Source organism: Pseudomonas sp. B21-035 (assembly GCF_024748945.1).
Lineage (GTDB): Bacteria > Pseudomonadota > Gammaproteobacteria > Pseudomonadales > Pseudomonadaceae > Aquipseudomonas.
Genome location: NZ_CP087179.1, coordinates 4845145 through 4865242, shown reverse-complemented (window position 1 = coordinate 4865242; position 20098 = coordinate 4845145). Strand labels below are relative to the sequence as shown.

The 20098-nt window shown below is 59.9% G+C and carries 21 protein-coding genes and 1 pseudogene; 12 read left to right on the top strand and 10 right to left on the bottom strand.

The window, feature by feature from the left end; translation table 11 throughout:
- Positions 1-10: 10 nt before the first annotated feature.
- Together LOY22_RS22165 and yaaA are read right to left on the bottom strand one after the other, a co-directional pair.
- Positions 11-1327, bottom strand: a complete 1317-nt coding sequence (locus LOY22_RS22165; protein ID WP_258594818.1) for a nucleotide sugar dehydrogenase — start codon at positions 1325-1327, stop codon at positions 11-13.
- 793 nt (positions 1328-2120) lie between these two features.
- On the bottom strand, positions 2121-2900 hold the full coding sequence (gene yaaA, locus LOY22_RS22160) for a peroxide stress protein YaaA (protein ID WP_045197242.1): 780 nt from the start codon (positions 2898-2900) through the stop codon (positions 2121-2123).
- Between the two features lie 134 nt (positions 2901-3034).
- Here yaaA and LOY22_RS22155 point away from each other — a divergent pair, with 134 nt between their 5' ends.
- Both LOY22_RS22155 and LOY22_RS22150 read left to right on the top strand, forming a co-directional pair.
- Positions 3035-4162 carry a polysaccharide deacetylase family protein gene (locus tag LOY22_RS22155; RefSeq protein WP_258594817.1) on the top strand — a complete coding sequence of 376 codons (1128 nt, stop codon included), beginning with the start codon at positions 3035-3037 and terminating at the stop codon, positions 4160-4162.
- A 340-nt stretch (positions 4163-4502) separates the two neighbouring features.
- Positions 4503-5897, top strand: a complete 1395-nt coding sequence (locus LOY22_RS22150) for a PhoH family protein (RefSeq protein ID WP_045197246.1) — start codon at positions 4503-4505, stop codon at positions 5895-5897.
- 63 nt (positions 5898-5960) lie between these two features.
- Here the strand turns inward: LOY22_RS22150 and LOY22_RS22145 are convergent, their stop codons facing one another.
- Positions 5961-6209: a hypothetical protein gene (locus LOY22_RS22145; RefSeq protein ID WP_093379737.1), complete on the bottom strand. Its 249-nt coding sequence runs from the start codon at positions 6207-6209 to the stop codon at positions 5961-5963.
- A 186-nt stretch (positions 6210-6395) separates the two neighbouring features.
- Between LOY22_RS22145 and moaC (LOY22_RS22140) the strand changes: the two are divergent.
- Positions 6396-6509 (top strand): annotated as a pseudogene (moaC, locus tag LOY22_RS22140) (cyclic pyranopterin monophosphate synthase MoaC); the annotation flags it as partial.
- Positions 6510-6548: 39 nt separating this feature from the next.
- Here the strand turns inward: moaC (LOY22_RS22140) and LOY22_RS27160 are convergent.
- Positions 6549-7124, bottom strand: coding sequence for an MFS transporter (locus LOY22_RS27160; protein WP_408980930.1), 576 nt, complete (start codon positions 7122-7124; stop codon positions 6549-6551).
- Positions 7124-7777, bottom strand: coding sequence for an MFS transporter (locus LOY22_RS22135; protein ID WP_258594816.1), 654 nt, complete (start codon positions 7775-7777; stop codon positions 7124-7126). Before LOY22_RS22135 ends, LOY22_RS27160 begins: the two co-directional genes overlap by 1 nt.
- 136 nt (positions 7778-7913) lie before the next feature.
- On the opposite strand from LOY22_RS22135, the gene LOY22_RS22130 reads away from it, so the two are divergent.
- From LOY22_RS22130 to LOY22_RS22110, 5 genes are all read left to right on the top strand, one after another.
- Positions 7914-8186, top strand: coding sequence for a hypothetical protein (locus tag LOY22_RS22130; RefSeq protein ID WP_258594815.1), 273 nt, complete (start codon positions 7914-7916; stop codon positions 8184-8186).
- 88 nt (positions 8187-8274) lie between these two features.
- The gene (moaC, locus tag LOY22_RS22125) at positions 8275-8751 is read left to right on the top strand and encodes a cyclic pyranopterin monophosphate synthase MoaC (protein WP_010220726.1); all 477 of its coding nucleotides are present in this window, start codon (positions 8275-8277) and stop codon (positions 8749-8751) included.
- Positions 8748-8993: a molybdopterin converting factor subunit 1 gene (gene moaD, locus LOY22_RS22120; RefSeq protein WP_045197253.1), complete on the top strand. Its 246-nt coding sequence runs from the start codon at positions 8748-8750 to the stop codon at positions 8991-8993. The genes moaC (LOY22_RS22125) and moaD overlap by 4 nt, the downstream gene beginning before the upstream one ends.
- 2 nt (positions 8994-8995) lie before the next feature.
- Positions 8996-9442 (top strand): molybdopterin synthase catalytic subunit MoaE, encoded by a 447-nt coding sequence (gene moaE, locus LOY22_RS22115; protein ID WP_258594814.1) that lies wholly within the window; start codon positions 8996-8998, stop codon positions 9440-9442.
- Between the two features lie 200 nt (positions 9443-9642).
- Complete coding sequence (locus LOY22_RS22110) at positions 9643-10422, top strand: ABC transporter substrate-binding protein (RefSeq protein WP_045197257.1); 780 nt, start codon at positions 9643-9645, stop codon at positions 10420-10422.
- A gap of 29 nt (positions 10423-10451) precedes the next feature.
- On the opposite strand, the gene LOY22_RS22105 is transcribed toward LOY22_RS22110, so the two are convergent.
- The 5 genes from LOY22_RS22105 to LOY22_RS22085 all read right to left on the bottom strand — a co-directional run bounded on the left by LOY22_RS22105 (position 10452) and on the right by LOY22_RS22085 (position 15582).
- Positions 10452-11078, bottom strand: a complete 627-nt coding sequence (locus LOY22_RS22105; protein ID WP_045197259.1) for a transcriptional regulator — start codon at positions 11076-11078, stop codon at positions 10452-10454.
- Between the two features lie 73 nt (positions 11079-11151).
- Positions 11152-12282, bottom strand: a complete 1131-nt coding sequence (locus LOY22_RS22100) for an FAD-binding oxidoreductase (protein WP_093379754.1) — start codon at positions 12280-12282, stop codon at positions 11152-11154.
- Positions 12283-12292: 10 nt separating this feature from the next.
- The gene (locus LOY22_RS22095; RefSeq protein WP_258594811.1) at positions 12293-13243 is read right to left on the bottom strand and encodes an ornithine cyclodeaminase family protein; all 951 of its coding nucleotides are present in this window, start codon (positions 13241-13243) and stop codon (positions 12293-12295) included.
- A 146-nt stretch (positions 13244-13389) separates the two neighbouring features.
- Positions 13390-14823, bottom strand: coding sequence for an ATP-dependent RNA helicase RhlB (gene rhlB, locus LOY22_RS22090; RefSeq protein WP_045197884.1), 1434 nt, complete (start codon positions 14821-14823; stop codon positions 13390-13392).
- A gap of 102 nt (positions 14824-14925) precedes the next feature.
- Positions 14926-15582 carry an alpha/beta hydrolase gene (locus LOY22_RS22085; protein ID WP_045197265.1) on the bottom strand — a complete coding sequence of 219 codons (657 nt, stop codon included), beginning with the start codon at positions 15580-15582 and terminating at the stop codon, positions 14926-14928.
- Between the two features lie 335 nt (positions 15583-15917).
- On the opposite strand from LOY22_RS22085, the gene LOY22_RS22080 reads away from it, so the two are divergent.
- From LOY22_RS22080 to LOY22_RS22065, 4 genes are all read left to right on the top strand, one after another.
- The gene (locus LOY22_RS22080) at positions 15918-16946 is read left to right on the top strand and encodes an amino acid ABC transporter substrate-binding protein (RefSeq protein ID WP_038998832.1); all 1029 of its coding nucleotides are present in this window, start codon (positions 15918-15920) and stop codon (positions 16944-16946) included.
- Between the two features lie 67 nt (positions 16947-17013).
- Positions 17014-18192: an amino acid ABC transporter permease gene (locus LOY22_RS22075; RefSeq protein ID WP_045197267.1), complete on the top strand. Its 1179-nt coding sequence runs from the start codon at positions 17014-17016 to the stop codon at positions 18190-18192.
- Between the two features lie 10 nt (positions 18193-18202).
- Positions 18203-19300: an amino acid ABC transporter permease gene (locus LOY22_RS22070; RefSeq protein WP_258594807.1), complete on the top strand. Its 1098-nt coding sequence runs from the start codon at positions 18203-18205 to the stop codon at positions 19298-19300.
- Between the two features lie 10 nt (positions 19301-19310).
- Entirely contained in the window at positions 19311-20075 is a 765-nt protein-coding gene (locus LOY22_RS22065; protein ID WP_010220739.1) for an amino acid ABC transporter ATP-binding protein, read from the top strand.
- The last annotated feature ends 23 nt before the right edge of the window (positions 20076-20098 follow it).

The following is a 20098-nucleotide window of genomic DNA, read 5'->3' as shown; positions in this document are numbered from 1 at the left end:
AACCTGCGGGTTACCAGCAGATACCTTCGGTACGGCTGCTCGGGCAGGAGGCCTTGCTCATGAAACCGACCAGGTCGATGACCTGCTTGCCGGCGGGCGCCTGCTGGGCCAGGGCGCGAAACTTCTCGTCGCGGTTGCCCAGCACGATGACGTCGGCGTGGTTGATCACCTGCTCGAAGTCAGCATTGAGCAGCGACGACACGTGAGGGATTTTCGACTCGATGTATTCCTTGTTGGCGCCGTTGACCCGCGCATACTCGACGTTGCTGTCGTAGATGTTCAGCTCGTAGCCCTTGCCGATCAGGCGTTCGGCAAGCTCCACCAGCGGGCTTTCGCGCAGGTCGTCGGTACCGGCCTTGAAGCTCAGGCCGAGCAGGGCGACCTTGCGCTTGTCGTGGCTTTCGATGATGTCGAAGGCGTTCTGTACCTGCGACTCGTTGCTGGTCATCAGCGAGTTGAGCAGTGGCGCCTTGACGTCCAGGCTGCCGGCGCGATAGGTCAGCGCGCGCACGTCCTTGGGCAGGCACGAACCGCCGAAGGCAAAGCCCGGGCGCATGTAGTACTGCGAAAGGTTCAGGGCCTTGTCCTGGCAGACCACATCCATCACCTCACGACCATCGACGCCGACCGCCTTGGCGATGTTGCCGATCTCGTTGGCGAAGGTAACTTTGGTGGCGTGCCAGACGTTGCAGGTGTACTTGATCATCTCGGCCACTTCGATGTCCTTGCGGATGATCGGCGCGTCGAGTTCTTCGTACAGCGATTGCAGAAGGTCGCCACTGGTCTTGTCCAGTTCGCCGATGACGGTCATGGGTGGCTGGTCGTAGTCCTTGATCGCGGTGCTTTCGCGCAGGAATTCCGGGTTGACCGCTACGCCGAAATCGACGCCGGCTTTTTTCCCCGAGCAGTCTTCGAGGATCGGGATCACCACGTTCTTCACCGTGCCCGGCAGCACGGTGCTGCGTACCACGATGGTGTGGCGGCTGGATTTTTCCCGCAGTACGAAGCCGATTTCGCGGCACACCGACTCGATGTATTCCAGGCCCAGGTCGCCGTTCTTCTTGCTTGGCGTGCCGACGCAGATCATCGACAGGTCGCTGTCGCGAATTGCCGCGGCAAAATCGGTGGTGCCACGCAGGCGGCCATTGTCGATACCCTGTTGCAACAGGGCTTCGAGCCCCGGTTCGACAATCGGCGATTTGCCTTGGTTGATCAGGTCGATCTTGGTGGTGGATACATCGACGCCAATCACTTCATGGCCACGTGCCGACAGGCAGCCAGCACAGACTGCACCCACATAACCCAAACCAAAGATGCTGATACGCATCGCATTCACCTCATGTGTTTATCACGCCGGCTCAATAAATAGAGCCAGACCGGGTTGATTAACCAGCAGTTATCGGGCACACGGAGGCGTGGCAGAAAGATGTCACTTCACCGTGTGCAGGCATATAAATATCAAGTGCAAAAGTCGTTGCACTTAAAGTTGGCAGCCAAAGGCCAATAATTATGGGCGTGCCCTGTTATGCAGCCGTCTTTATTGCAGATCGGTTACCCGAAACTGCAGTGCTTGTTCTTTCAAGTGAATAAAATCCTTTGAAATCAACCACAAGGACGATTTGTAGGGGCGCGTTTCTCCTGGGTTCAACTGTGGGTCGGGTGACCGACACTCAAGTCAAAGTTGTCTGGATGCACAATGACTGTGCGCTCCAATCAATGCTGTAGGTCATCTCTCACATAATGCTCGAGAATCGTTACGGGTGGTATGAGCGATGGCTGAAGGGATAAGTTCCGGGGGCGGTTCAGGGGCCGTGAAAGATTTTTTAATATTTTATCTGATGGCCATACTTTCACTTTGATAGCACTTGTCAGTTTCGTCCCTGTATATAAAGGACGAACTCGAGGTGGGATGTTTTTATGCCAGTACCGGAAAATTTTTTTCAAAATTCGTCAAAAAATTACGAACGGTCTTATGGCGTTTTGCGATAAAGCTAGAAGGGTGGTTTTTTGGCGCCAGGATTGTGGCGTATTTATCGCGGGACAAGTCGGGCCGCATCGCCGCTCCCACTCCGACGGGTAGGAGCGGCGATGCGGCGGCCCGACTTGCCCCGCGATAGCTTTTACTCGTCCGCGTGATCGCGCAGAAACACCAGGTTGTCGGCCTTCGACAGCTCGGCACTGTAGTAGTAGCCCTGCACATCGAACTGCTTGAGCTGCTCGGGATCGTTGATGCGTTCCTGGATCACGAAGCGGCTCATCATGCCGCGGGCCTTTTTGGCGTAGAAGCTGATGATCTTGTACTGGCCGTTCTTGAAGTCGCGGAACTCGGTGTTGATCACCCGCGCTTTGAGGGCATTGCGCTTGACCGCGCTGAAGTACTCGTTGCTGGCCAGGTTCAGCAGCAGGTCGTCGCCTTGCTCGGCCAGGGCCTGGTTCAGCCACTCGCTGATGCGCGTGCCCCAGAAGGCATACAGGTCCTTGCCGCGGGCGTTGGCAAGCTTGGTGCCCATCTCCAGGCGGTAAGGCTGCATCAGGTCCAGCGGGCGCAGCAGGCCGTACAGCCCGGAGAGCATGCGCAGGTGCTCCTGGGCGTAGCTGAAGTCGTCTTCGCTGAGGCTTTGCGCGTCGAGCCCGGTATACACGTCGCCCTTGAACGCCAGCAGCGCCTGCTTGGCGTTGTCCGGGGTGAAGGCCGGGGTCCAGCTGCCGAAGCGCGCGGCGTTGAGCCCGGCGAGCTTGTCGGAGAGGTGCATCAGCTCGCTGATCTGCGCCGGCGACAGCTCGCGCAACTGCACGATCAGTTCCTGGGAATCATCCAGGTACTGCGGCTGGGTGTAGCGCTGGGTTACCGGCGGGGTGTCGTAGTCGAGGGTCTTGGCGGGGGAAATCACCGTCAGCATCAGGTCGGCTCCTTTATTCGTGGCGCCGATTCTACGGGGCGGGGGCGGCGATCTCCAGCTATCAAGGCAATAGCCACAGACCATCCCGACACTTGGCGCTATAGTGCGCGGCGAGGAAAACGGAGAGCCCGATCGTGCGCATTGCCCTTGTTTTACTGGCTGGCCTGTTCAGCGTCACGGCCCAGGCCGCGCCAGCCCCGGTCGCCACTTTCGACCGCAGCCACTGGCCAGAGCAGCTCGACAGCCCGGCGCTGTTCGATGTCGCCTCGCGCGCCGAAATCCTCGGGTTTGCCCGGGTGCTGGCTGAAAGCGAAATGCTCGACCAGAGCGCCATGGCGGCGCGGCTGAACCTGCGCCAGGTCAATCTGCTGTCGATCAACACGCTGCGCCAGCGCCTGTGGCAGCGCTTATGGCGCAACTACGACCTGGCGCAGAAGAGCTGCGAGCAGGATGCCTCGTTCTGTTATGCCATCGACGACCTGGGCGATTTTCGCAAGCAGACGGCAACCTTCGAAGTCGCCGCCGACTCGTTCTACGCGAGCTGGGCCGAGCCCAGCCGGGCCTTTCACGAGCGCTACCTGGACGAGCTGCTGCGCAAGGCCGCGCTGTTCCCGCAGACCGCCAGCGAAATCGAGCGCTTCTCCGACCTTGAGCGCAATGGCGACGAGCTCAACGACCGGCTATTCATGCTGACCTTCGATGGCGGCCCATCCTTGGCGGGCGGCAGTACCGACGGCCTGGCCGAGTTCCTGCGCCGGCAACGGCTGTCTGCGACCTTTTTTGTGCTGGGTAACAGCCTGCAGAACCGGCGCGACAAGACCTCGCTTAGCGATCTGCGGGCGCTCTACCAGGGCCAGTGCGTGGGCTTGCAAGGCTGGCAGTACCGCTCCCACGGGCAGTGGCAGGGCTGGCAGGACTCGGTGCTGCGCAGCCAGGCGCGGGTGCAGGGCGACTTGCCGCAGCAGTATGTGCCGTTGTTCCGGCCGCCTTATGGCCAGCGCCGTGCCGACAGCCAGGCATTCTTCGCCGGCCAGCATTTGCAGGTGGTGTTGTGGGATATCGACGCCCAGGATCAGGGCGCGTTGAACAGCGAACAGGCGGCCCAGCGGGTGCTGACCTTGATGTTGCTGTGGCGCAAGGGGCTGATCCAGTTTCACGACGCCCAGCCCAAGGCGCAGGAGGCAGTGGCCTGGTTGCTCAAGCAAACGGCTCAGAGTGGAATTGGCTGGGAAGATTGCCGTAATTTCGGCGAAAAGCGTTGAAAGTGTAAAGTTTCGCTAAGAGGCGGGAAGGAAAGATCGCAGGCATTTCACATGACTGGATTTATGACTGTAGCGGTGCTTTGCCCCTGCGCCAAGGGCTAATTGGCCGATCGAAAAATAAACTTCAAAAAAACGTAAAAACGCTTTTTCCGGTCATGGGTTTTGCGGTATTACGAAGACAGACCGCCGAACCCTGCAGCACAGGTGGCGTCCTACGGCCCATTCTTTGTTCGCAGCTCCCTACCCGTAACGACGCGGACCAGGGGAGAACCGGCGGCCACTTCGCGGCGCAGCACCGCTCAGGTATTGCGTCGTCTGGCTCCCACAAAGGTGACCGAGTATGGATGATCAAGGACGCAGCACTTCCTCCAACCAGCCAATCCTTTATGTGCTCGATACCAATGTACTGATTCACGATCCCAACGCTTTGCTCAACTTCGAGGAGCACCACGTCGCCATCCCGATGACGGTGCTGGAGGAGCTCGACAAACTCAAGACGGGCAAACATACGATTGCCGCCGAATGTCGCCAGGCCATCCGCCTGATCGACCAGACCCTGGGCGATGCCTCGCCGGCCGATGTCGAGCAGGGCGTGCCGATCCAGCGCGGCAAGAGTGGCCCCAAGGGCTTCCTGTCGATTCTCATGAGCCCGCGCAACGAGCCCAACCGCCTGCTGCCGGAGAACCTCAACGACAACATCATCATCAACCAGTTGCTCGAGCTGCGTAGCCGGCGCAAGGAACTGGACGTGGTGCTGGTGACCAAAGACATCAACATGCGCCTCAAGGCCCGCGCCTGCGGGATCGCGGCCGAGGACTACAGCACCGACCAGCTGGTGGACGACGTCTCCCTGCTGTCCAAGGGTTACCACAGCGTCACCGGCTCGTTCTGGGACCGCGTCAGCAAGGTCGAGACCCGCCAGGACCATGGCCGCACCTGGCACCGGGTGCAGATGATCGACAACCTGCCGGCCGTGCACATCAACGAGTTCATCATTGACGAGCAGGGCTTCGTCGGCTGGATCAAGGGCATCAAGGATGGCGAGCTGGTGCTGCTCGACCTGCACCAGGAGCCGCTGCTGCACCAGGAAGCCTGGGGCCTCAAGCCGCGTGACATCCACCAGAGCCTGGCGCTGTTCGCCTTGCTCGACCCGGACATTCACCTGGTCAACCTGACCGGCGCGGCCGGTTCCGGCAAGACCATCCTGGCCCTGGCCGCCGCCATCGAGCAGACCATGGTCAGCAAGCGCTACCGGCGCATCATCGCCACCCGAAGCGTGCAGGGGCTGGACCAGGAGATCGGCTTCCTGCCGGGCACTGAAGCAGAAAAAATGGAGCCCTGGCTCGGGGCAATCACCGACAACCTCGAAGCCCTGCACATGGATGACGAAAACACCCATGGCAGCGTCGAGTACATCCTTGAGCGGGTGCCGCTGCAGTTCAAATCGCTGAACTACATTCGCGGTCGCAGCTTCCAGCAGAGCCTGATCCTGATCGATGAATGCCAGAACCTCACCCCGCACCAGATGAAAACCATCATCACCCGTGCCGGCGCCGGTTCCAAAGTGATCTGCCTGGGCAACCTGGCGCAGATCGACACCCCTTACCTGTCCGCCACCAGCTCCGGCCTGACCTACCTGACCGAGCGCTTCAAGGACTTCCCCAACGGCGTGCACATCACCCTGCAGGGCGTACCGCGCTCGATTCTGGCCGAATACGCCGAATCGCACCTGTAACCCGGTACGGAGGTTGCAAAAAGCCCGCATCAGCCGATGCGGGCTTTTTCATTGCTGGTAATTTCATTTCCAACCGCGGCCAAAAGCACCCCAACCGGTGAAAATTACGCTCACTATGCTGTCGTCCTTGTCGAGAATCAGCAGGTAAGGGCTCTGCCCGGTATAACCAATGACTCCCGGCCGAATCTCGCTGACTTCACCTCCACCCGCATTTTTGCAGATCTCGTCGGCTAACTCCTTGCTGAATGTCTTGCCAATGTAGGGAGCAAAGACGGGTTGCATTTTTTCGTAGTCTTTCGCGTTCATGACCATATCGGTGCCTCCTGGCATCAGGTTAGGGTGCGTGCAAGGTTGTTGCATTGGCAGCTTCTACCTGCAGACGCATCAGTGTGTAGTAGATGGATATCGCATGTTTAAAGCCCCAGGCAGTGTCCGCGCTTGTCGCTAAGGTCTGACTCAAGGGTTTACAATCGACTGTCCTGAAACAGGAGTAACGCTGTGCTGACCCATCTCGATTCCCAAGGTCGCGCCAACATGGTCGACGTCACCGATAAAGCCGTGACGTCGCGTGAGGCGGTGGCCGAAGCGCGGGTGCGCATGCTCCCGCAAACCTTTAACTGCAAGCCTGCGCTTTCGCAGGCTTGCAGTGTTTCAGTCTATGGTTGCGCTATCTCGTATGCTGGTACTTTCTGAATGATTCGTCCGATGGGTAACATGTAGCGTACAAGCGATCAAGGTGGTGGAGATACCTGCTGCTAAGAGAACGCTGGCGATGTTGGCCAATTCCGCTAGCCAACCACCCAGTATGGGGAAACTGATGAACAGAGCGATGGATAGAGTGCGCACAGTCGCAAATGTCGTACCCAATTTGTTAGGGGGGCAAGTGAGTTGCAAAGTGGTTGTGAGGCCCTGAGTTGTCAGACCATAGGCGAATCCGGCGAGAAGAAAAAGTAGCGACAAGAGATTAAGCTCGAAATACGCAGGAAAAAAGCTGAGAGATCCGACTGCGAGTACTGCGAGACCAAAACACATCGACGCTATTGTGGAGCAGATACGCGAACCACTACGATAAAGGCGTGGAAACAAGAAGCCTGCAAAAATGCCGCCCAGTGCAGTTGCACTGACGATAACGCCGAAAGACGTTGCACTTTGTCCGTTCCCCTTCAACAGCAAGCTCAATAGGGAGTCGTATAGACCCAAGGCGGCTGACTGGGAAAGTATGCACATTAAAAAATACGTGCGGTCAATTGTTTTTTGAAAAAACTATAGATTTGTCGCTTGCTGGTTTTTGGAATTAAAGGACATGTGGCCTCGCTTCTCATGATCCTTGCAGATAATAAAGTTACGAATAGTAAACCACACAAACACACAAAAGCGGAAAGTAAAAAACCGGCTGACTTAAAACTCAATCCTGTGAGAATCCCAGCTGCAAGGGGGGATACGATTTTTACGGTTTGATCTATTATCATAATTAATGAAGTGTTTCGGATAATCTGCGGTGCGGTCAGCAAGTTTCTTGTGAGAACGACTTCGGCCGCTGTTGAGCCAAGGTTAGATAAGCCCTTTAGCATTGTAAATGCCAAAAACAACTCAACGGAAGGGGCTGCAAACAGAGCGCAAGATGCAATGAAACGAATACAGAAACTGACCGAGATTATTATGCAGGGGTTGAATCGGTCTGCCAATGATCCTAGATAAGGGCCAAAGAGAAGCGCCGGAATCCCATACAAGGAAGCTGCTAATGCTAGCGTTTGTGCCGAGGCATCGAAAATGAAAGTTAGCGTCGAAAAAATGAGTATGAAGTCGAGCCATAGTACAACAGAGCTGCAGAACCGGATTCCACACAGAGAGAAGTAGTTCTTGGTGCTGATCTGTTGCACTTCAACGGTCTCCTGGCTTGATGTGCGTTGTATTGTTTATCACAAATGTTATTGTTTTGTGTTTGGTGCAAAAGTGTCTGTTTGGCATTCGGTCGGTCGATAGGTGTTGTTCGGTGGTTTATTAATTTGGCGCGGCATGACTATCTTCAACAAGGGTTTTTCATTGTGGCTGGTGAAGTTCTTAGGCTTGATGTGTGAGGGTAATTTTGCTCTGGGCAATGTCAAGGCTAATGCGGGTAAGGGGGGGTCTTATAATGCTGTAAGAATATTCGTGGGTTTGGTGTTTATTGGTCTAATGAATTTTGGTGTATTACTTTGTCTTCAGGCTGAATGGTTTCAAATGATCATGAGTATGGAGCTTTCTAGTTTTTGCACTGTAAAGCCTATATTCAGCCATACACCCCAATAAAGCGCCTTGACGCCGGCCCAGGCTATTTTTCGCTTCGAAGACCTGACCCCAGGGTTTACACTCTTTGCTCCTGAATAGGAGGAAAGCTGTGCTGACCCATCTCGATTCCCAAGGTCGCGCCAACATGGTCGACGTCACCGATAAAGCCGTGACGTCGCGTGAGGCGGTGGCCGAAGCGCGGGTGCGCATGCTCCCGCAAACCCTGCAGATGATCGTCGAAGGCGAACACCCCAAGGGTGACGTGTTTGCCGTGGCGCGCATTGCCGGTATCCAGGCGGCGAAGAAGACCAGTGACCTGATTCCGTTGTGCCACCCGTTGCTGCTGACCAGCGTCAAGGTCGAGCTCAGCGCCGAAGGCAACGACACTGTCTATATCGTCGCCCGTTGCAAGCTGGCCGGGCAGACCGGGGTAGAAATGGAAGCGCTGACCGCTGCCAGCGTCGCGGCCCTGACCATCTATGACATGTGCAAGGCGGTCGACCGCGGCATGATCATCGACGGCGTGCGCGTGCTGGAAAAGCTCGGCGGCAAGAGCGGCCATTACCAGGCGGATGAAGTGAAATGAAAATCAAGGTGATGTATTTCGCCCGTTACCGGGAGTTTCTGGGGGTTGATGCCGAAAAGCTCGAGGGTTCGTTCGCTACCCTGGATGACGTACGCAAGGCGCTGGTTGCAAAAGGTGACAAGCATGATGTGCTGCGCGAACAGAACCTGATGTGCGCGCGCAATGAAGAGCTGTGCAAGCTGGACGAGCCGCTTGAAGACGGTGACGAAGTGGCGTTCTTTCCGCCCGTGACTGGAGGCTGAGCATGAGCGTTCGAGTCCAGAGCGAGCCCTTTGACCCGGGGGCTGAAGTCAATGCGATGCACGCGGCCAACGTCGGTGTCGGGGCGGTGGTCGGTTTTGTCGGCTACGTGCGCGACTTCAATGATGGCCAGGACGTGGCGGGGATGTTCCTCGAGCATTATCCGGGTATGACCGAAAAGGCCCTGGCCAAGATCGTGGTTGAAGCCCAGCAGCGCTGGCCGTTGCTCAAGGTCGAGGTGCTGCACCGCATTGGCGGCCTGGAACCCGGTGAACCGATCGTTTTTGTCGGTGTTGCCAGTGCCCATCGTCAGGCCACATTCGATGCCTGCAATTTCATCATGGACTACCTGAAAACCCGCGCGCCGTTCTGGAAGAAGGAACAGACCGGCGACGGCCCGCGCTGGGTCGAGGGCAAGCAGAGTGATGAAGAGGCTGCCGGGCGCTGGTAAATCTGATCGCGGGGCAAGCCCGCTCCTACAGGGATCAAGGTAGGAGCGGGCTTGCCCCGCGATGCTTTTGCTTGTTGAATTTTAATACCAAAAAGTCCAGTATGGAATTATAAGTACAAAATAATTCCAGGCCGACCCGCGCCTGCCCCTTTCCCTCTGTCTGGCACCACACCTCCAACAACGAGCGAGAGAGCCCCGTCATGAACAAGTTCACCCTGATCAGCGGCCTGGCCCTGAGCCTGATGGCCAGCAGCAGTCTGTTTGCCGCCGAGAAGACATTGCGCATTGGCATCGAAGCCGCGTACCCGCCGTTCGCATTCAAGACCCCTGACGGCAATATCAGCGGCTTCGACTACGACATCGGCAATGCCCTGTGCGCGCAGATGCAGGTCAAATGCCAGTGGACCGAGCAGGAGTATGACGGCTTGATCCCGTCGCTGAAGGTCAAGAAGATCGATGCGGCGCTGTCGTCGATCACCATCACCGAAGAGCGCAAGCGCTCGGTGGACTTCACCCACAAGTACTACTTCACCTCCGCGCGCCTGGCGATGAAGGAAGGCAGCCAGGTCGACGACCAGTTCGTCAGCCTCAAGGGCAAGCGCATCGGTGTGCAGCGGGCAACTACCACTGACCGTTACGTCACCGAGGTGCTGGCCCCCAAGGGTATCGAGGTGGTGCGCTACACCAGTAACGAAGAGATCTTCATGGACCTGGTTTCCGGGCGTCTGGACGGCGTTTTCGCCGACACCATTCCGCTGGAGCAGGGTTTTCTGAATACCGAGAAGGGCAAAGGCTACGCTTTCGTCGGCCCAGAGCTGAAAGACCCGAGCTATGTGGGTGAAGGCGCGGGTATCGCGGTGCGCAAGGGCAACACACAACTGGTGACCGAGCTGAACCAGGCCATCGACGCCATTCGCGCCAACGGCGAATACCAGAAGATCCAGGCCAAGTACTTCAAGTCTGATATCTACGGCGACTGATCGCCGCTTTACTCAAGGCCTGAGCGTGATCAGGCCTTGAGTTCCTTCAGGTGCTTGTACACCGTCGCCCGTCCCATCCCCAGCACATTGGCCACATAGTTGGCGGCACTCTTGCCCTTGAACGCACCCTCGGCGTGCAGGGCCAGTACCAGTTCGCGCTTATGGTCGCGGCTGAGCAGGTTGAGGCTCAGTTGACGTTGGCGCAGCCAGCTGTTGAGGAAGGTGTTGATGCGCTCCTGCCAGTCATCGCGAAACAGCGCATCGGGCTGCGGGATCAGCTTGCTCGGCGACAAGAACAGGTCGAGCGCCGCCTTGGCGTTTTCGAACAGGGAAATATTCAGGTTGATGCACAGCACCGCCAGCGGCTTGCCGGCCGGGTCGCGCAGTACGGTGCTCAGCGAGCGGATCTTCTGACCGTCCCAGTTGAGCTTTTCGTACGGTCCGATGTTGGTCTCGTCGGTACCTTCCTCGAACATGTCCTCCAGCGCCGCATCATCGCCAATCTCGCGCTTGGACAGGTTGTTGGCAATGTAGTCGATCTTCTGGCTGCGCAAATCGTGCAGCACCACTTCGGCGTGGGGGAAGAACAGGGTGGCGATGGCGTCGGCGATGGCCCGGTAGTTGTGCAGGACGGGATCGGCTTGGGGTGTGGGCATTCGGACGGGCTCCAGGCGGTGTCAGCGCCCTTGCGACAGGGCGCTGGGAGTGTGCCGCAATCGCGGCCGGGCGTCACCCTTGCAGGCGGCGCGGCGACAGCATCGCAGCGTTGAGGCCAAAGCCCTTGAGGGTGTCAGGCAAGTCTTCACCGCGCACCAGGGCGGCGCTGGCCTGGCCCATGGCCGGCGAGGTCTGGATACCATAGCCGCCTTGCGCGGCCACCCAGAACAGCCCGGGCACCTGCGGATCGAAGCCGGCCACCAGGTCGCCGTCAGCGACGAAGCTGCGCAAGCCGGCCCAGGTACGGGTCGGGCGACGAATGCTCAGGGTGGTGGCTTCTTCGATCTGGTAGATGCCCATGGCGATGTCCAGCTCTTCGGCCTGCACGTCGTGGGGCTCGACCGGGTCGGCATTGGCCGGTGAGCCGAGCAGCATGCCGGCGTCAGGCTTCATGTAGAACGACTCATCGAGGCTGACCAGCATCGGCCAGGCATGGCTGTCGATGCCTTCGGGGCCGGCGAAGATGAACGCGGCGCGGCGCTTTGGCTGCAGGCCCAGGGGTTGGGCGCCGGCCAGTTCGCCGACTTTGTCGGCCCAGGCACCGGCAGCGTTGATCAGCACCGGGGCGGTGAAGGTGCCGCGGCTGGTCTGCACGTGCCAGAGGCCGTCGGCGTCGCGGCTCAGGTGTTGTACTTCGCAGTCGCTGTGCACTTCACCCTGCTGGCGACGAATGCCGCGCAGGTAACCCTGGTGCAGGGCGTCGGTGTCGATGTCGCTGGCACTCGGGTCGTACAGGGCGCCATGCACCTTGTCGCGGCGCAGCACCGGCAGGCGCGCGCAGGCTTGCTCGGCGCTGAGCAGCTCGACCTCTGGCACGCAGGCCTTGGCGCTCTGGTACTGACGCTGCAGCTCTTCAGGGTCGCCATTGAGATCGACGGTCATTTCCCCGCGCGGGCTGAGCAGCGGGTGCTCGGTAAAACCCGCTGGCGGCTGGTCGAAAAACGCCCGGCTGGCCAGGGTCAGTGCGCGCACTTGCGGGGTGCCATAGGCGGCGGTGTACAGCGCTGCCGAGCGGCCGGTGGAGTGGTAGCCCGGCTGCGACTCGCGCTCAAGCAGCAGTACCCGGCCGTGGCCGGCCAGCCAGAAACCGGTGGAGGCACCGGCAATACCGGCGCCGATGATGATGAAATCAGCCTGTTGCATGAAGGTTTCCTCAGTCGGCGCGTTGCAGGCGGTACAGGGCGTTGGCCAGGGCGATGTCTTCCAGGCCCAGGCCGATGGAGCGGAAAAAAGCGTGGCGCTGGTAGCCCGGCTTGTGCGCCGCACCACTGATCAATTGCGCCAGATCGCCGACGATCGCATCGGCTTGCCAGCCATGTTGTTCGGCGGCGATGCGCATCTCGCCGGCGCTGCCCGGGGTGGTTACGCGGTAGTCGCAGTAAACGTCCATCTCGCTTAAGGTCGCTGGCGGCACTTCGTGGGCACGCACCGCATTGGTGCTGATGGAGGTGATCAGCGCGGGCTTGCTCAATTGGCGCGGGTCGAGCACCGGCGTGGCGCAGGAGGTGCAGAGCATGATCACGTCGGCATCCAGCACCGCCTGCTCCAGGCTTTCGCTGAGCACCAGGCGCGGGTCGAGATTACTCAGGGCCTGACGCTGTTCGGTCGATTGCCGGCCCAGGCTTGGCGAGTACAGGCGGATCTCCTGCCATGGACGCAGGCTGCGGGCGTAATGCAGGTGGGCGCGGGCAATCGGGCCGCTGCCGATGATGGTCAGGCGCCGGGCCTCGCTGGCTGCCAGGGCATCGACGGCAACGGCGGTAGTGGCGGCGGTGCGCGCGGTGGTCAGTTCACCGGCATCGCACAGCAGCAGCGGCTGGCCGCTGTCCATGGACATCAGCAGGGTCCAGGCGGTGACCAGCGGTCCCTGCTCGCGGACGATATAGGGCGAGGTCTTGACCCCGTACACGCGCTGTTCGGCCAGCACGCCACCGTAGTTGATGAAGTCGCCTTTGCCGGCCGGGAATTCCACCAGTTGCTGGGGCGGTTGCACCGCTTGCCCGGCCGCCAGGTCACGGAACAGGTTGCGCAGGATCTGCGGAACATCCACCTGGGCGAGCAGTTGGCGAGCGTGCTGTTGATCGATGACGAGAGGCGCAGACATGCGAAGCTCCAAATGAACTATTTTGTCTATTATGGACTTTTAGTTTATTTGGGCAATATGCCGAGGTGTAAAAAGCATCGCGGGGCAAGCCCGCTCCTACAGGGTGGTGTAGGAGCGGGCTTGCCCCGCGATTGGTGTTACTGCACTCAGTGATGCTTGCGCGGTACCGGCTTGAGCAACTCGGTCGGCGGCATCTCGCAGCTGATCTTGCGCCCCAGCAGTTCTTCGATGGCTGGCAGCTGGTAGGAGTCATCCTCACCGGCGAAGCTGATCGACACGCCGCTGGTGCCGGCACGACCGGTACGACCAATGCGGTGCACGTAGTCGTCCGGGTCTTCCGGCAGGGTGAAGTTGATCACGTGGCTGATGCCGTCGATGTGGATACCGCGGCCAGCCACGTCAGTGGCTACCAGTACGGTGATGCGCCCTTCGCGAAAACTCTCGAGGGTCTTGATCCGCTTGTGCTGCGGCACGTCGCCCGACAGCTGGGCGGCGTTGACGCCATCGCGCACCAGGCGCTCTTCGATGCGTCGTACTTCGTCCTTGCGGTTGGCAAAGACCATCACCCGTTCCCACTTGTTCTCGGTCACCAGGTTGTACAGCAGCTTGTACTTGTCGCTGCCGGCCACGGCATAGACGTGCTGCTCGACGGTCTCGCTGGCGACGTTCTCCGGCTCGATCTCGACGATGGCAGGGTCGGTGGTCCACTGCTTGGCCAGGTTCATCACGTCTTCGGTGAAGGTTGCCGAGAACAGCAGGGTCTGGCGCTCGCTCTTGGGCGGGGTCTGGCGGATGATCTGCCGCACCTGGGGGATGAAGCCCATGTCGAGCATGCGGTCGGCTTCGTCCAGTACCAGCACCTCGACCATGTCCAGGTGTGCTTCGCCGCGCTGGTTGAAGTCCAGCAGGCGGCCCGGGGTGGCGACCAGGATGTCGCAGTGGCGGGCTTCGAGGGCCTTGAGCTGCTTGTCGAAGTCCATGCCGCCGACGAAGGTCATGACGTTGAGGCCGGTGTACTTGGTCAGCGCCGCGGCGTCCTTGGCGATCTGCACCACCAGCTCGCGGGTCGGGGCGATGATCAGCGCCCGTGGCTCGCCCATGTAGCGCTCTTTCGGCGGCGGGGTCTGCTGCAACTGGGTGATGATCGAAATCAGGAAGGCTGCGGTCTTGCCGGTACCGGTCTGGGCCCGGCCAATGGCGTCTTTGCCACGCAGGGTGTAGCCCAGCACCTGGGCCTGGATTGGCGTGCAGTACGGGAACCCTAGGTCGTGGATCGCATGCATCAGCTCGGGCGAGAGCTTGAAGTCATGAAAGCGGGTCTTGCCTTCCTGCGGCTCGACGGCGAAGTCTTCGAGCTTCCAGGTGGAGGCGGCGGGCTTTGGCTTGCGCTCACGGCGCGGCTTGGCCTCGGCCGGTTTTTCGGCGCGTGCCGGGGCAGGGTCCACGGCTTCGGTCTTGAGCGGTGCCGACGGGGCAGGGGCCTGGGGTGCTGCGGGCGGCTGCTTCACGGGGGCAGCGGTTTCGGTGGCGAGTTGCTCAACCTCGCTCTTGCCGAACATCTTCTTGAGTGCTTTGAGCACGGTCATCTCATCAATTGGTTAAGGAATGTACGCCGGGCAGTGTAATGCAAGAATCGGGCGCGGCGTAGTGGATTGCACTGACAACTACAGGGAACGCTTCTTTTAGCGCAGGCGCTCGGCCAGCCAGTCGGCGATATCGCGAATTTCTTCCTGCAGCACTTCGTGCTCCATCGGGTACTCGGCCCACTTGGCGCTGACGCCCCAGTTCTTCAGGTGCTCGTAGGCGCTGCGCCCCATGGCCGGTAGCACAACCGGGTCGTACACACCGTGCAGGCACAGGGCCGGGGTGCGTTGCTGGCAGGCGCTCAGTTCGCGTGCCTCGGTGAAAGTCGGGGCATAGGTCGAAAGCGCCAGTACGCCGCCCAGGGCTTCTTGCCACTTTATATAGGCAGTGTGCAGCACCACGGCGCCGCCCTGGGAAAAGCCGGCGAGGATGATCCGCGACAGGGCCACACCCTTGGCCTGCTCGGCCTTGATCAGTTCGATCACCTGTTCCGCCGATTCGTGCAACTGGTCTTCATCGATGGCACGCGCCGGGCTCATGGCCTTGATGTCGTACCAGCTGGGCATTGCATAGCCGCCGTTGATGGTCACCGGACGGGTGGGTGCCTGGGGCATGACGAAGCGGGTGGTCAGCAGAACTTCCTGCAGGGCCTCAGCCACCGGCATGAAGTCGTAACGATCGGCCCCCAGGCCGTGCAACCAGATCACACAGGCGTCTGCGGTTTTTTGTGGTTCGAGAATCAGCGGGTGGGTCATGACTGCTCCGAAAGTGTGCGCGCGCTCTTGTTTGCGTGCATGAAATGAAGGCGCGTCGGGTAAATCCGGGAAAAACCTGTCGCAAGGTTGCAAGTTTTCCTATTGACGTTAACTGAAACGCTTTAGCCCTTCAGTGTGGTACGCGCTTTGCTATGAAACTCCAGATGCGAGGTTACACGTTTTGGACGGTAACACCCGTTAGCGGTCCCCAAGGCTGTCACAGAACAGCGCATTGCGCCAATTGACCCAAAAACAAGCCAACACGGGTCGGATGCGCCTCATAAGGGTGCGGTGCAATCCCGGCTCACACAACAAGAGCAAAACTGGAGGTTTGAATGAAGATGTTGAAATCCACACTGGCAGTGGTTACCGCTGCTACCGCGTTGGGTATCAGCGGTTTCGCACAGGCAGGTGCGACCCTGGACGCAGTACAGAAGAAGGGATTCGTTCAATGTGGCGTCAGTGACGGCTTGCCGGGCTTCTCGGTACCGGATGCCAAGGGCAACATCGTCGGTATCGACGCCGACGTCTGCCGCGCGGTCGCCGCTGCGGTGTTCGGCGACGCCAAGAAGGTCAAGTTCAGCCAGCTCAACGCCAAGGAGCGCTTCACCGCGCTGCAATCGGGCGAAGTCGACGTGCTGTCGCGCAATACCACCTGGACCAGCTCGCGCGACGCCGGCATGGGCCTGGTGTTCGCCGGTGTTACCTACTACGACGGTATCGGTTTTCTGGTCAACAAGAAGCTCGGCGTTTCCAGCGCCAAGGAACTGGACGGTGCAACCATCTGCATCCAGGCCGGTACCACCACCGAACTCAACGTCTCCGACTACTTTCGCGCCAACGGCCTGAAATACACCCCGATCACCTTCGACACCTCCGACGAGAGCGCCAAATCGCTGGAATCCGGCCGTTGCGACGTGCTCACCTCGGACAAATCGCAGCTCTACGCACAACGCTCCAAGCTGGCCGCCCCGGCCGATTACGTGGTGCTGCCCGAGACCATCTCCAAGGAGCCGCTGGGCCCGGTGGTGCGCAAAGGCGATGAAGAGTGGTTCAGCATCGTCAAGTGGACCCTGTTCGCCATGCTCAACGCCGAAGAGATGGGCATCAGCTCGAAAAACGTCGAAGCCGAAGCCAAGGCCACCAAGAACCCTGACGTGGCCCGCATGCTCGGCGCCGACGGCGAGTACGGCAAAGACCTGAAACTGCCGAAGGACTGGGTAGTGCAGATCGTCAAGCAGGTCGGCAACTACGGCGAAGTCTTCGAGAAAAACCTGGGCAAGGAAACCCCACTGCAAATCGACCGCGGTCTGAACGCCCTGTGGAACAACGGCGGCATCCAGTACGCGCCACCGGTGCGCTGACGGTTGCGGCCTGCGGCGGCATCCGGCCGCCGCAGGCTGTTCGGTTCCCTTCCTTGCGGGGCATTACATGCAAAATAATATCGGCGCACCCAAGGGACTATCCCTGAGCGATCCACGTGTGCGTGCGTGGCTGTTCCAGATTATCACCGTGGTCGCGGTGGTCGGTCTGGGCTGGTACCTGTTTCACAATACCCAGACCAACCTGCAACACCGCGGGATCACTTCGGGCTTCGACTTTCTCGAACGAAGTGCCGGTTTCGGCATCGCCCAGCACCTGATCCCCTATACCGAACAGGACAGTTATGCGCGGGTGTTCGTTATCGGCCTGCTCAACACCCTGCTGGTAACCTTCATCGGCATCATTCTCGCGACCCTGCTGGGCTTCATCATCGGTGTGGCACGACTGTCACCGAACTGGATGATCAGCAAGCTGGCCACTGTGTATGTCGAGACTTTCCGTAACATCCCACCGCTGCTGCAGATCCTGTTCTGGTATTTCGCGGTGTTCCTGACCCTGCCGGGACCGCGGGGTAGCATCAATCTCAACGACACCTTCTTTATCAGCAACCGGGGCCTGAACATGCCCGGTGCTGCCATGGCCGATGGATTCTGGCCATTCGTCGTCGCCGTCGCACTGGCAATCCTTGCCATTGTGGTAATGGTGCGCCTGGCCAACCGGCGCTTTGAGGCCACCGGCGAGCCGTTCCACAAATTCTGGGTCGGCCTGTTCCTGTTCTTCGGCATTCCGGCGTTGTGCGTGCTGCTGTTCGGCGCGCCGGTGCACTGGGAGATGCCGCAGCTCAAGGGCTTCAACTTCGTCGGCGGCTGGGTATTGATCCCGGAACTGCTGGCGCTGACCCTGGCACTGACCATCTATACCGCAGCGTTCATCGCCGAAATCGTGCGCTCCGGCATCCGTTCGGTGAGCTACGGCCAGACCGAGGCGGCTCGCTCCCTGGGCCTGCGCGAAGGGCCGACGCTGCGCAAGGTGATCATTCCCCAGGCGCTGCGGGTGATCATCCCGCCGCTGACCAGCCAGTACCTGAACCTGGCGAAGAACTCTTCGCTGGCGGCCGGTATCGGCTACCCGGAAATGGTCTCGCTGTTCGCCGGTACCGTGCTTAACCAGACCGGCCAGGCCATCGAGGTGATCGCCATCACCATGAGCGTCTATCTGGCCATCAGCATCAGCATTTCCCTGCTGATGAACTGGTACAACAAGCGCATTGCGCTGATCGAGCGGTGAGGACAAGCGCATGAGTACCCATGTTTTCAAACCTGATATGCCGCCACCGGTCAAAGCCGTCGGCGTAATGGCCTGGATGCGCGCCAACCTGTTCTCCAGCTGGCTCAACACCCTGCTGACGCTGTTTGCCGTGTACCTGGTGTGGCTGATCGTGCCGCCGCTGCTGCAGTGGTCGATCTTCGACGCCAACTGGGTGGGCACCACCCGCGCCGACTGCACCAAGGAGGGCGCCTGCTGGGTGTTCATCCAGCAGCGCTTCGGCCAGTTCATGTACGGTTACTACCCGAGCGAGCTGCGCTGGCGTGTCGATCTGACCGTCTGGCTGGCGGTCATCGGCGCCGCGCCGTTGTTCATCTCGCGCTTCCCGCGCAAGGCGGTTTACGGCCTGGGCTTTCTGGTGCTGTACCCGATCATCGCCTACACCCTGCTGCACGGCGGCTACCTGGGCCTGGCCGCGGTACCGACCAACCAGTGGGGCGGGCTGATGCTGACCCTGGTGATCGCCACCGTGGGCATCGTCGGGGCCTTGCCGCTGGGCATCCTGCTGGCGCTGGGGCGGCGTTCGAACATGCCGGCGGTGAAGGTGGTCTGCGTGACCTTCATCGAGTTCTGGCGCGGCGTGCCGCTGATTACCGTGCTGTTCATGTCCTCGGTGATGCTGCCGTTGTTCCTGCCTGAGGGCATGAGCTTCGACAAGCTGCTGCGGGCCATGATCGGGGTGATCCTGTTCCAGTCGGCGTATATCGCCGAAGTGGTACGTGGCGGCCTGCAGGCTATTCCCAAGGGCCAGTACGAAGCCGCTGCGGCGATGGGCCTGGGCTACTGGCGCTCGATGGGCCTGGTGATTCTGCCGCAAGCCCTGAAGCTGGTAATCCCCGGCATCGTCAACACCTTCATTGCCCTGTTCAAGGACACCAGCCTTGTGATCATCATCGGCCTCTTCGACCTGCTCAACAGCGTCAAGCAGGCCGCTGCCGACCCGACCTGGCTGGGCATGGCGACCGAGGGCTATGTATTTGCCGCCCTGGTTTTCTGGATTTTCTGTTTCGGTATGTCCCGCTACTCCATGCATCTGGAGCGCAAGCTGGACACAGGCCACAAGCGTTAGGAGTGTTCCCATGAGTGAAGCGATCAAACAGCCTGTGAGCCCTGAAGGCATTATTCAGATGCAGGGCGTGAACAAGTGGTACGGCCAGTTCCACGTGCTCAAGGACATCAACCTGAACGTGCGCCAGGGCGAGCGTATCGTGCTGTGCGGGCCGTCGGGCTCGGGCAAGTCGACCACCATCCGCTGCCTCAACCGTCTTGAGGAGCACCAGCAAGGGCGCATCGTCGTCGATGGCGTGGAGCTGACCAACGACCTCAAGCAGATCGAAGCGATCCGCCGCGAAGTCGGCATGGTGTTCCAGCACTTCAACCTGTTCCCGCACCTGACCATCCTGCAGAACTGCACCCTGGCGCCGATGTGGGTGCGCAAGATGCCCAAGCGCAAGGCCGAGGAAATTGCCATGCACTATCTGGAGCGGGTGCGAATTCCGGAGCAGGCCAACAAGTTTCCCGGGCAGCTATCGGGTGGCCAGCAACAACGGGTAGCGATTGCCCGGGCGCTGTGCATGAAGCCGAAGATCATGCTGTTCGACGAACCGACCTCGGCGCTCGACCCTGAGATGGTCAAGGAAGTGCTCGATACCATGGTTGGCCTTGCCGAAGACGGCATGACCATGCTCTGCGTGACCCACGAAATGGGCTTTGCCCGCACCGTGGCGAACCGGGTGATCTTCATGGATAAAGGCGAGATTGTAGAGCAGGCGGCGCCGGACGATTTCTTCGACCGGCCGCAGAATGAGCGGACCAAGCTGTTCTTGAGCCAGATTCTGCACTGACCCCATCGCGGGGCAAGCCCGCT

Coding starts and splice junctions, on each gene's coding strand:
- LOY22_RS22165 (WP_258594818.1), bottom strand. CDS start 1,327: ATGCGTATCAGCATCTTTGGTTTGGGTTATGTGGGTGCAGTCTGTGCT.
- yaaA (WP_045197242.1), bottom strand. CDS start 2,900: ATGCTGACGGTGATTTCCCCCGCCAAGACCCTCGACTACGACACCCCG.
- LOY22_RS22150 (WP_045197246.1), top strand. CDS start 4,503: ATGGATGATCAAGGACGCAGCACTTCCTCCAACCAGCCAATCCTTTAT.
- LOY22_RS22145 (WP_093379737.1), bottom strand. CDS start 6,209: ATGGTCATGAACGCGAAAGACTACGAAAAAATGCAACCCGTCTTTGCT.
- LOY22_RS27160 (WP_408980930.1), bottom strand. CDS start 7,124: ATGTGCATACTTTCCCAGTCAGCCGCCTTGGGTCTATACGACTCCCTA.
- LOY22_RS22130 (WP_258594815.1), top strand. CDS start 7,914: ATGACTATCTTCAACAAGGGTTTTTCATTGTGGCTGGTGAAGTTCTTA.
- moaD (WP_045197253.1), top strand. CDS start 8,748: ATGAAAATCAAGGTGATGTATTTCGCCCGTTACCGGGAGTTTCTGGGG.
- moaE (WP_258594814.1), top strand. CDS start 8,996: ATGAGCGTTCGAGTCCAGAGCGAGCCCTTTGACCCGGGGGCTGAAGTC.
- LOY22_RS22110 (WP_045197257.1), top strand. CDS start 9,643: ATGAACAAGTTCACCCTGATCAGCGGCCTGGCCCTGAGCCTGATGGCC.
- LOY22_RS22105 (WP_045197259.1), bottom strand. CDS start 11,078: ATGCCCACACCCCAAGCCGATCCCGTCCTGCACAACTACCGGGCCATC.
- LOY22_RS22100 (WP_093379754.1), bottom strand. CDS start 12,282: ATGCAACAGGCTGATTTCATCATCATCGGCGCCGGTATTGCCGGTGCC.
- LOY22_RS22095 (WP_258594811.1), bottom strand. CDS start 13,243: ATGTCTGCGCCTCTCGTCATCGATCAACAGCACGCTCGCCAACTGCTC.
- LOY22_RS22085 (WP_045197265.1), bottom strand. CDS start 15,582: ATGACCCACCCGCTGATTCTCGAACCACAAAAAACCGCAGACGCCTGT.
- LOY22_RS22080 (WP_038998832.1), top strand. CDS start 15,918: ATGAAGATGTTGAAATCCACACTGGCAGTGGTTACCGCTGCTACCGCG.
- LOY22_RS22075 (WP_045197267.1), top strand. CDS start 17,014: ATGCAAAATAATATCGGCGCACCCAAGGGACTATCCCTGAGCGATCCA.
- LOY22_RS22070 (WP_258594807.1), top strand. CDS start 18,203: ATGAGTACCCATGTTTTCAAACCTGATATGCCGCCACCGGTCAAAGCC.
- LOY22_RS22065 (WP_010220739.1), top strand. CDS start 19,311: ATGAGTGAAGCGATCAAACAGCCTGTGAGCCCTGAAGGCATTATTCAG.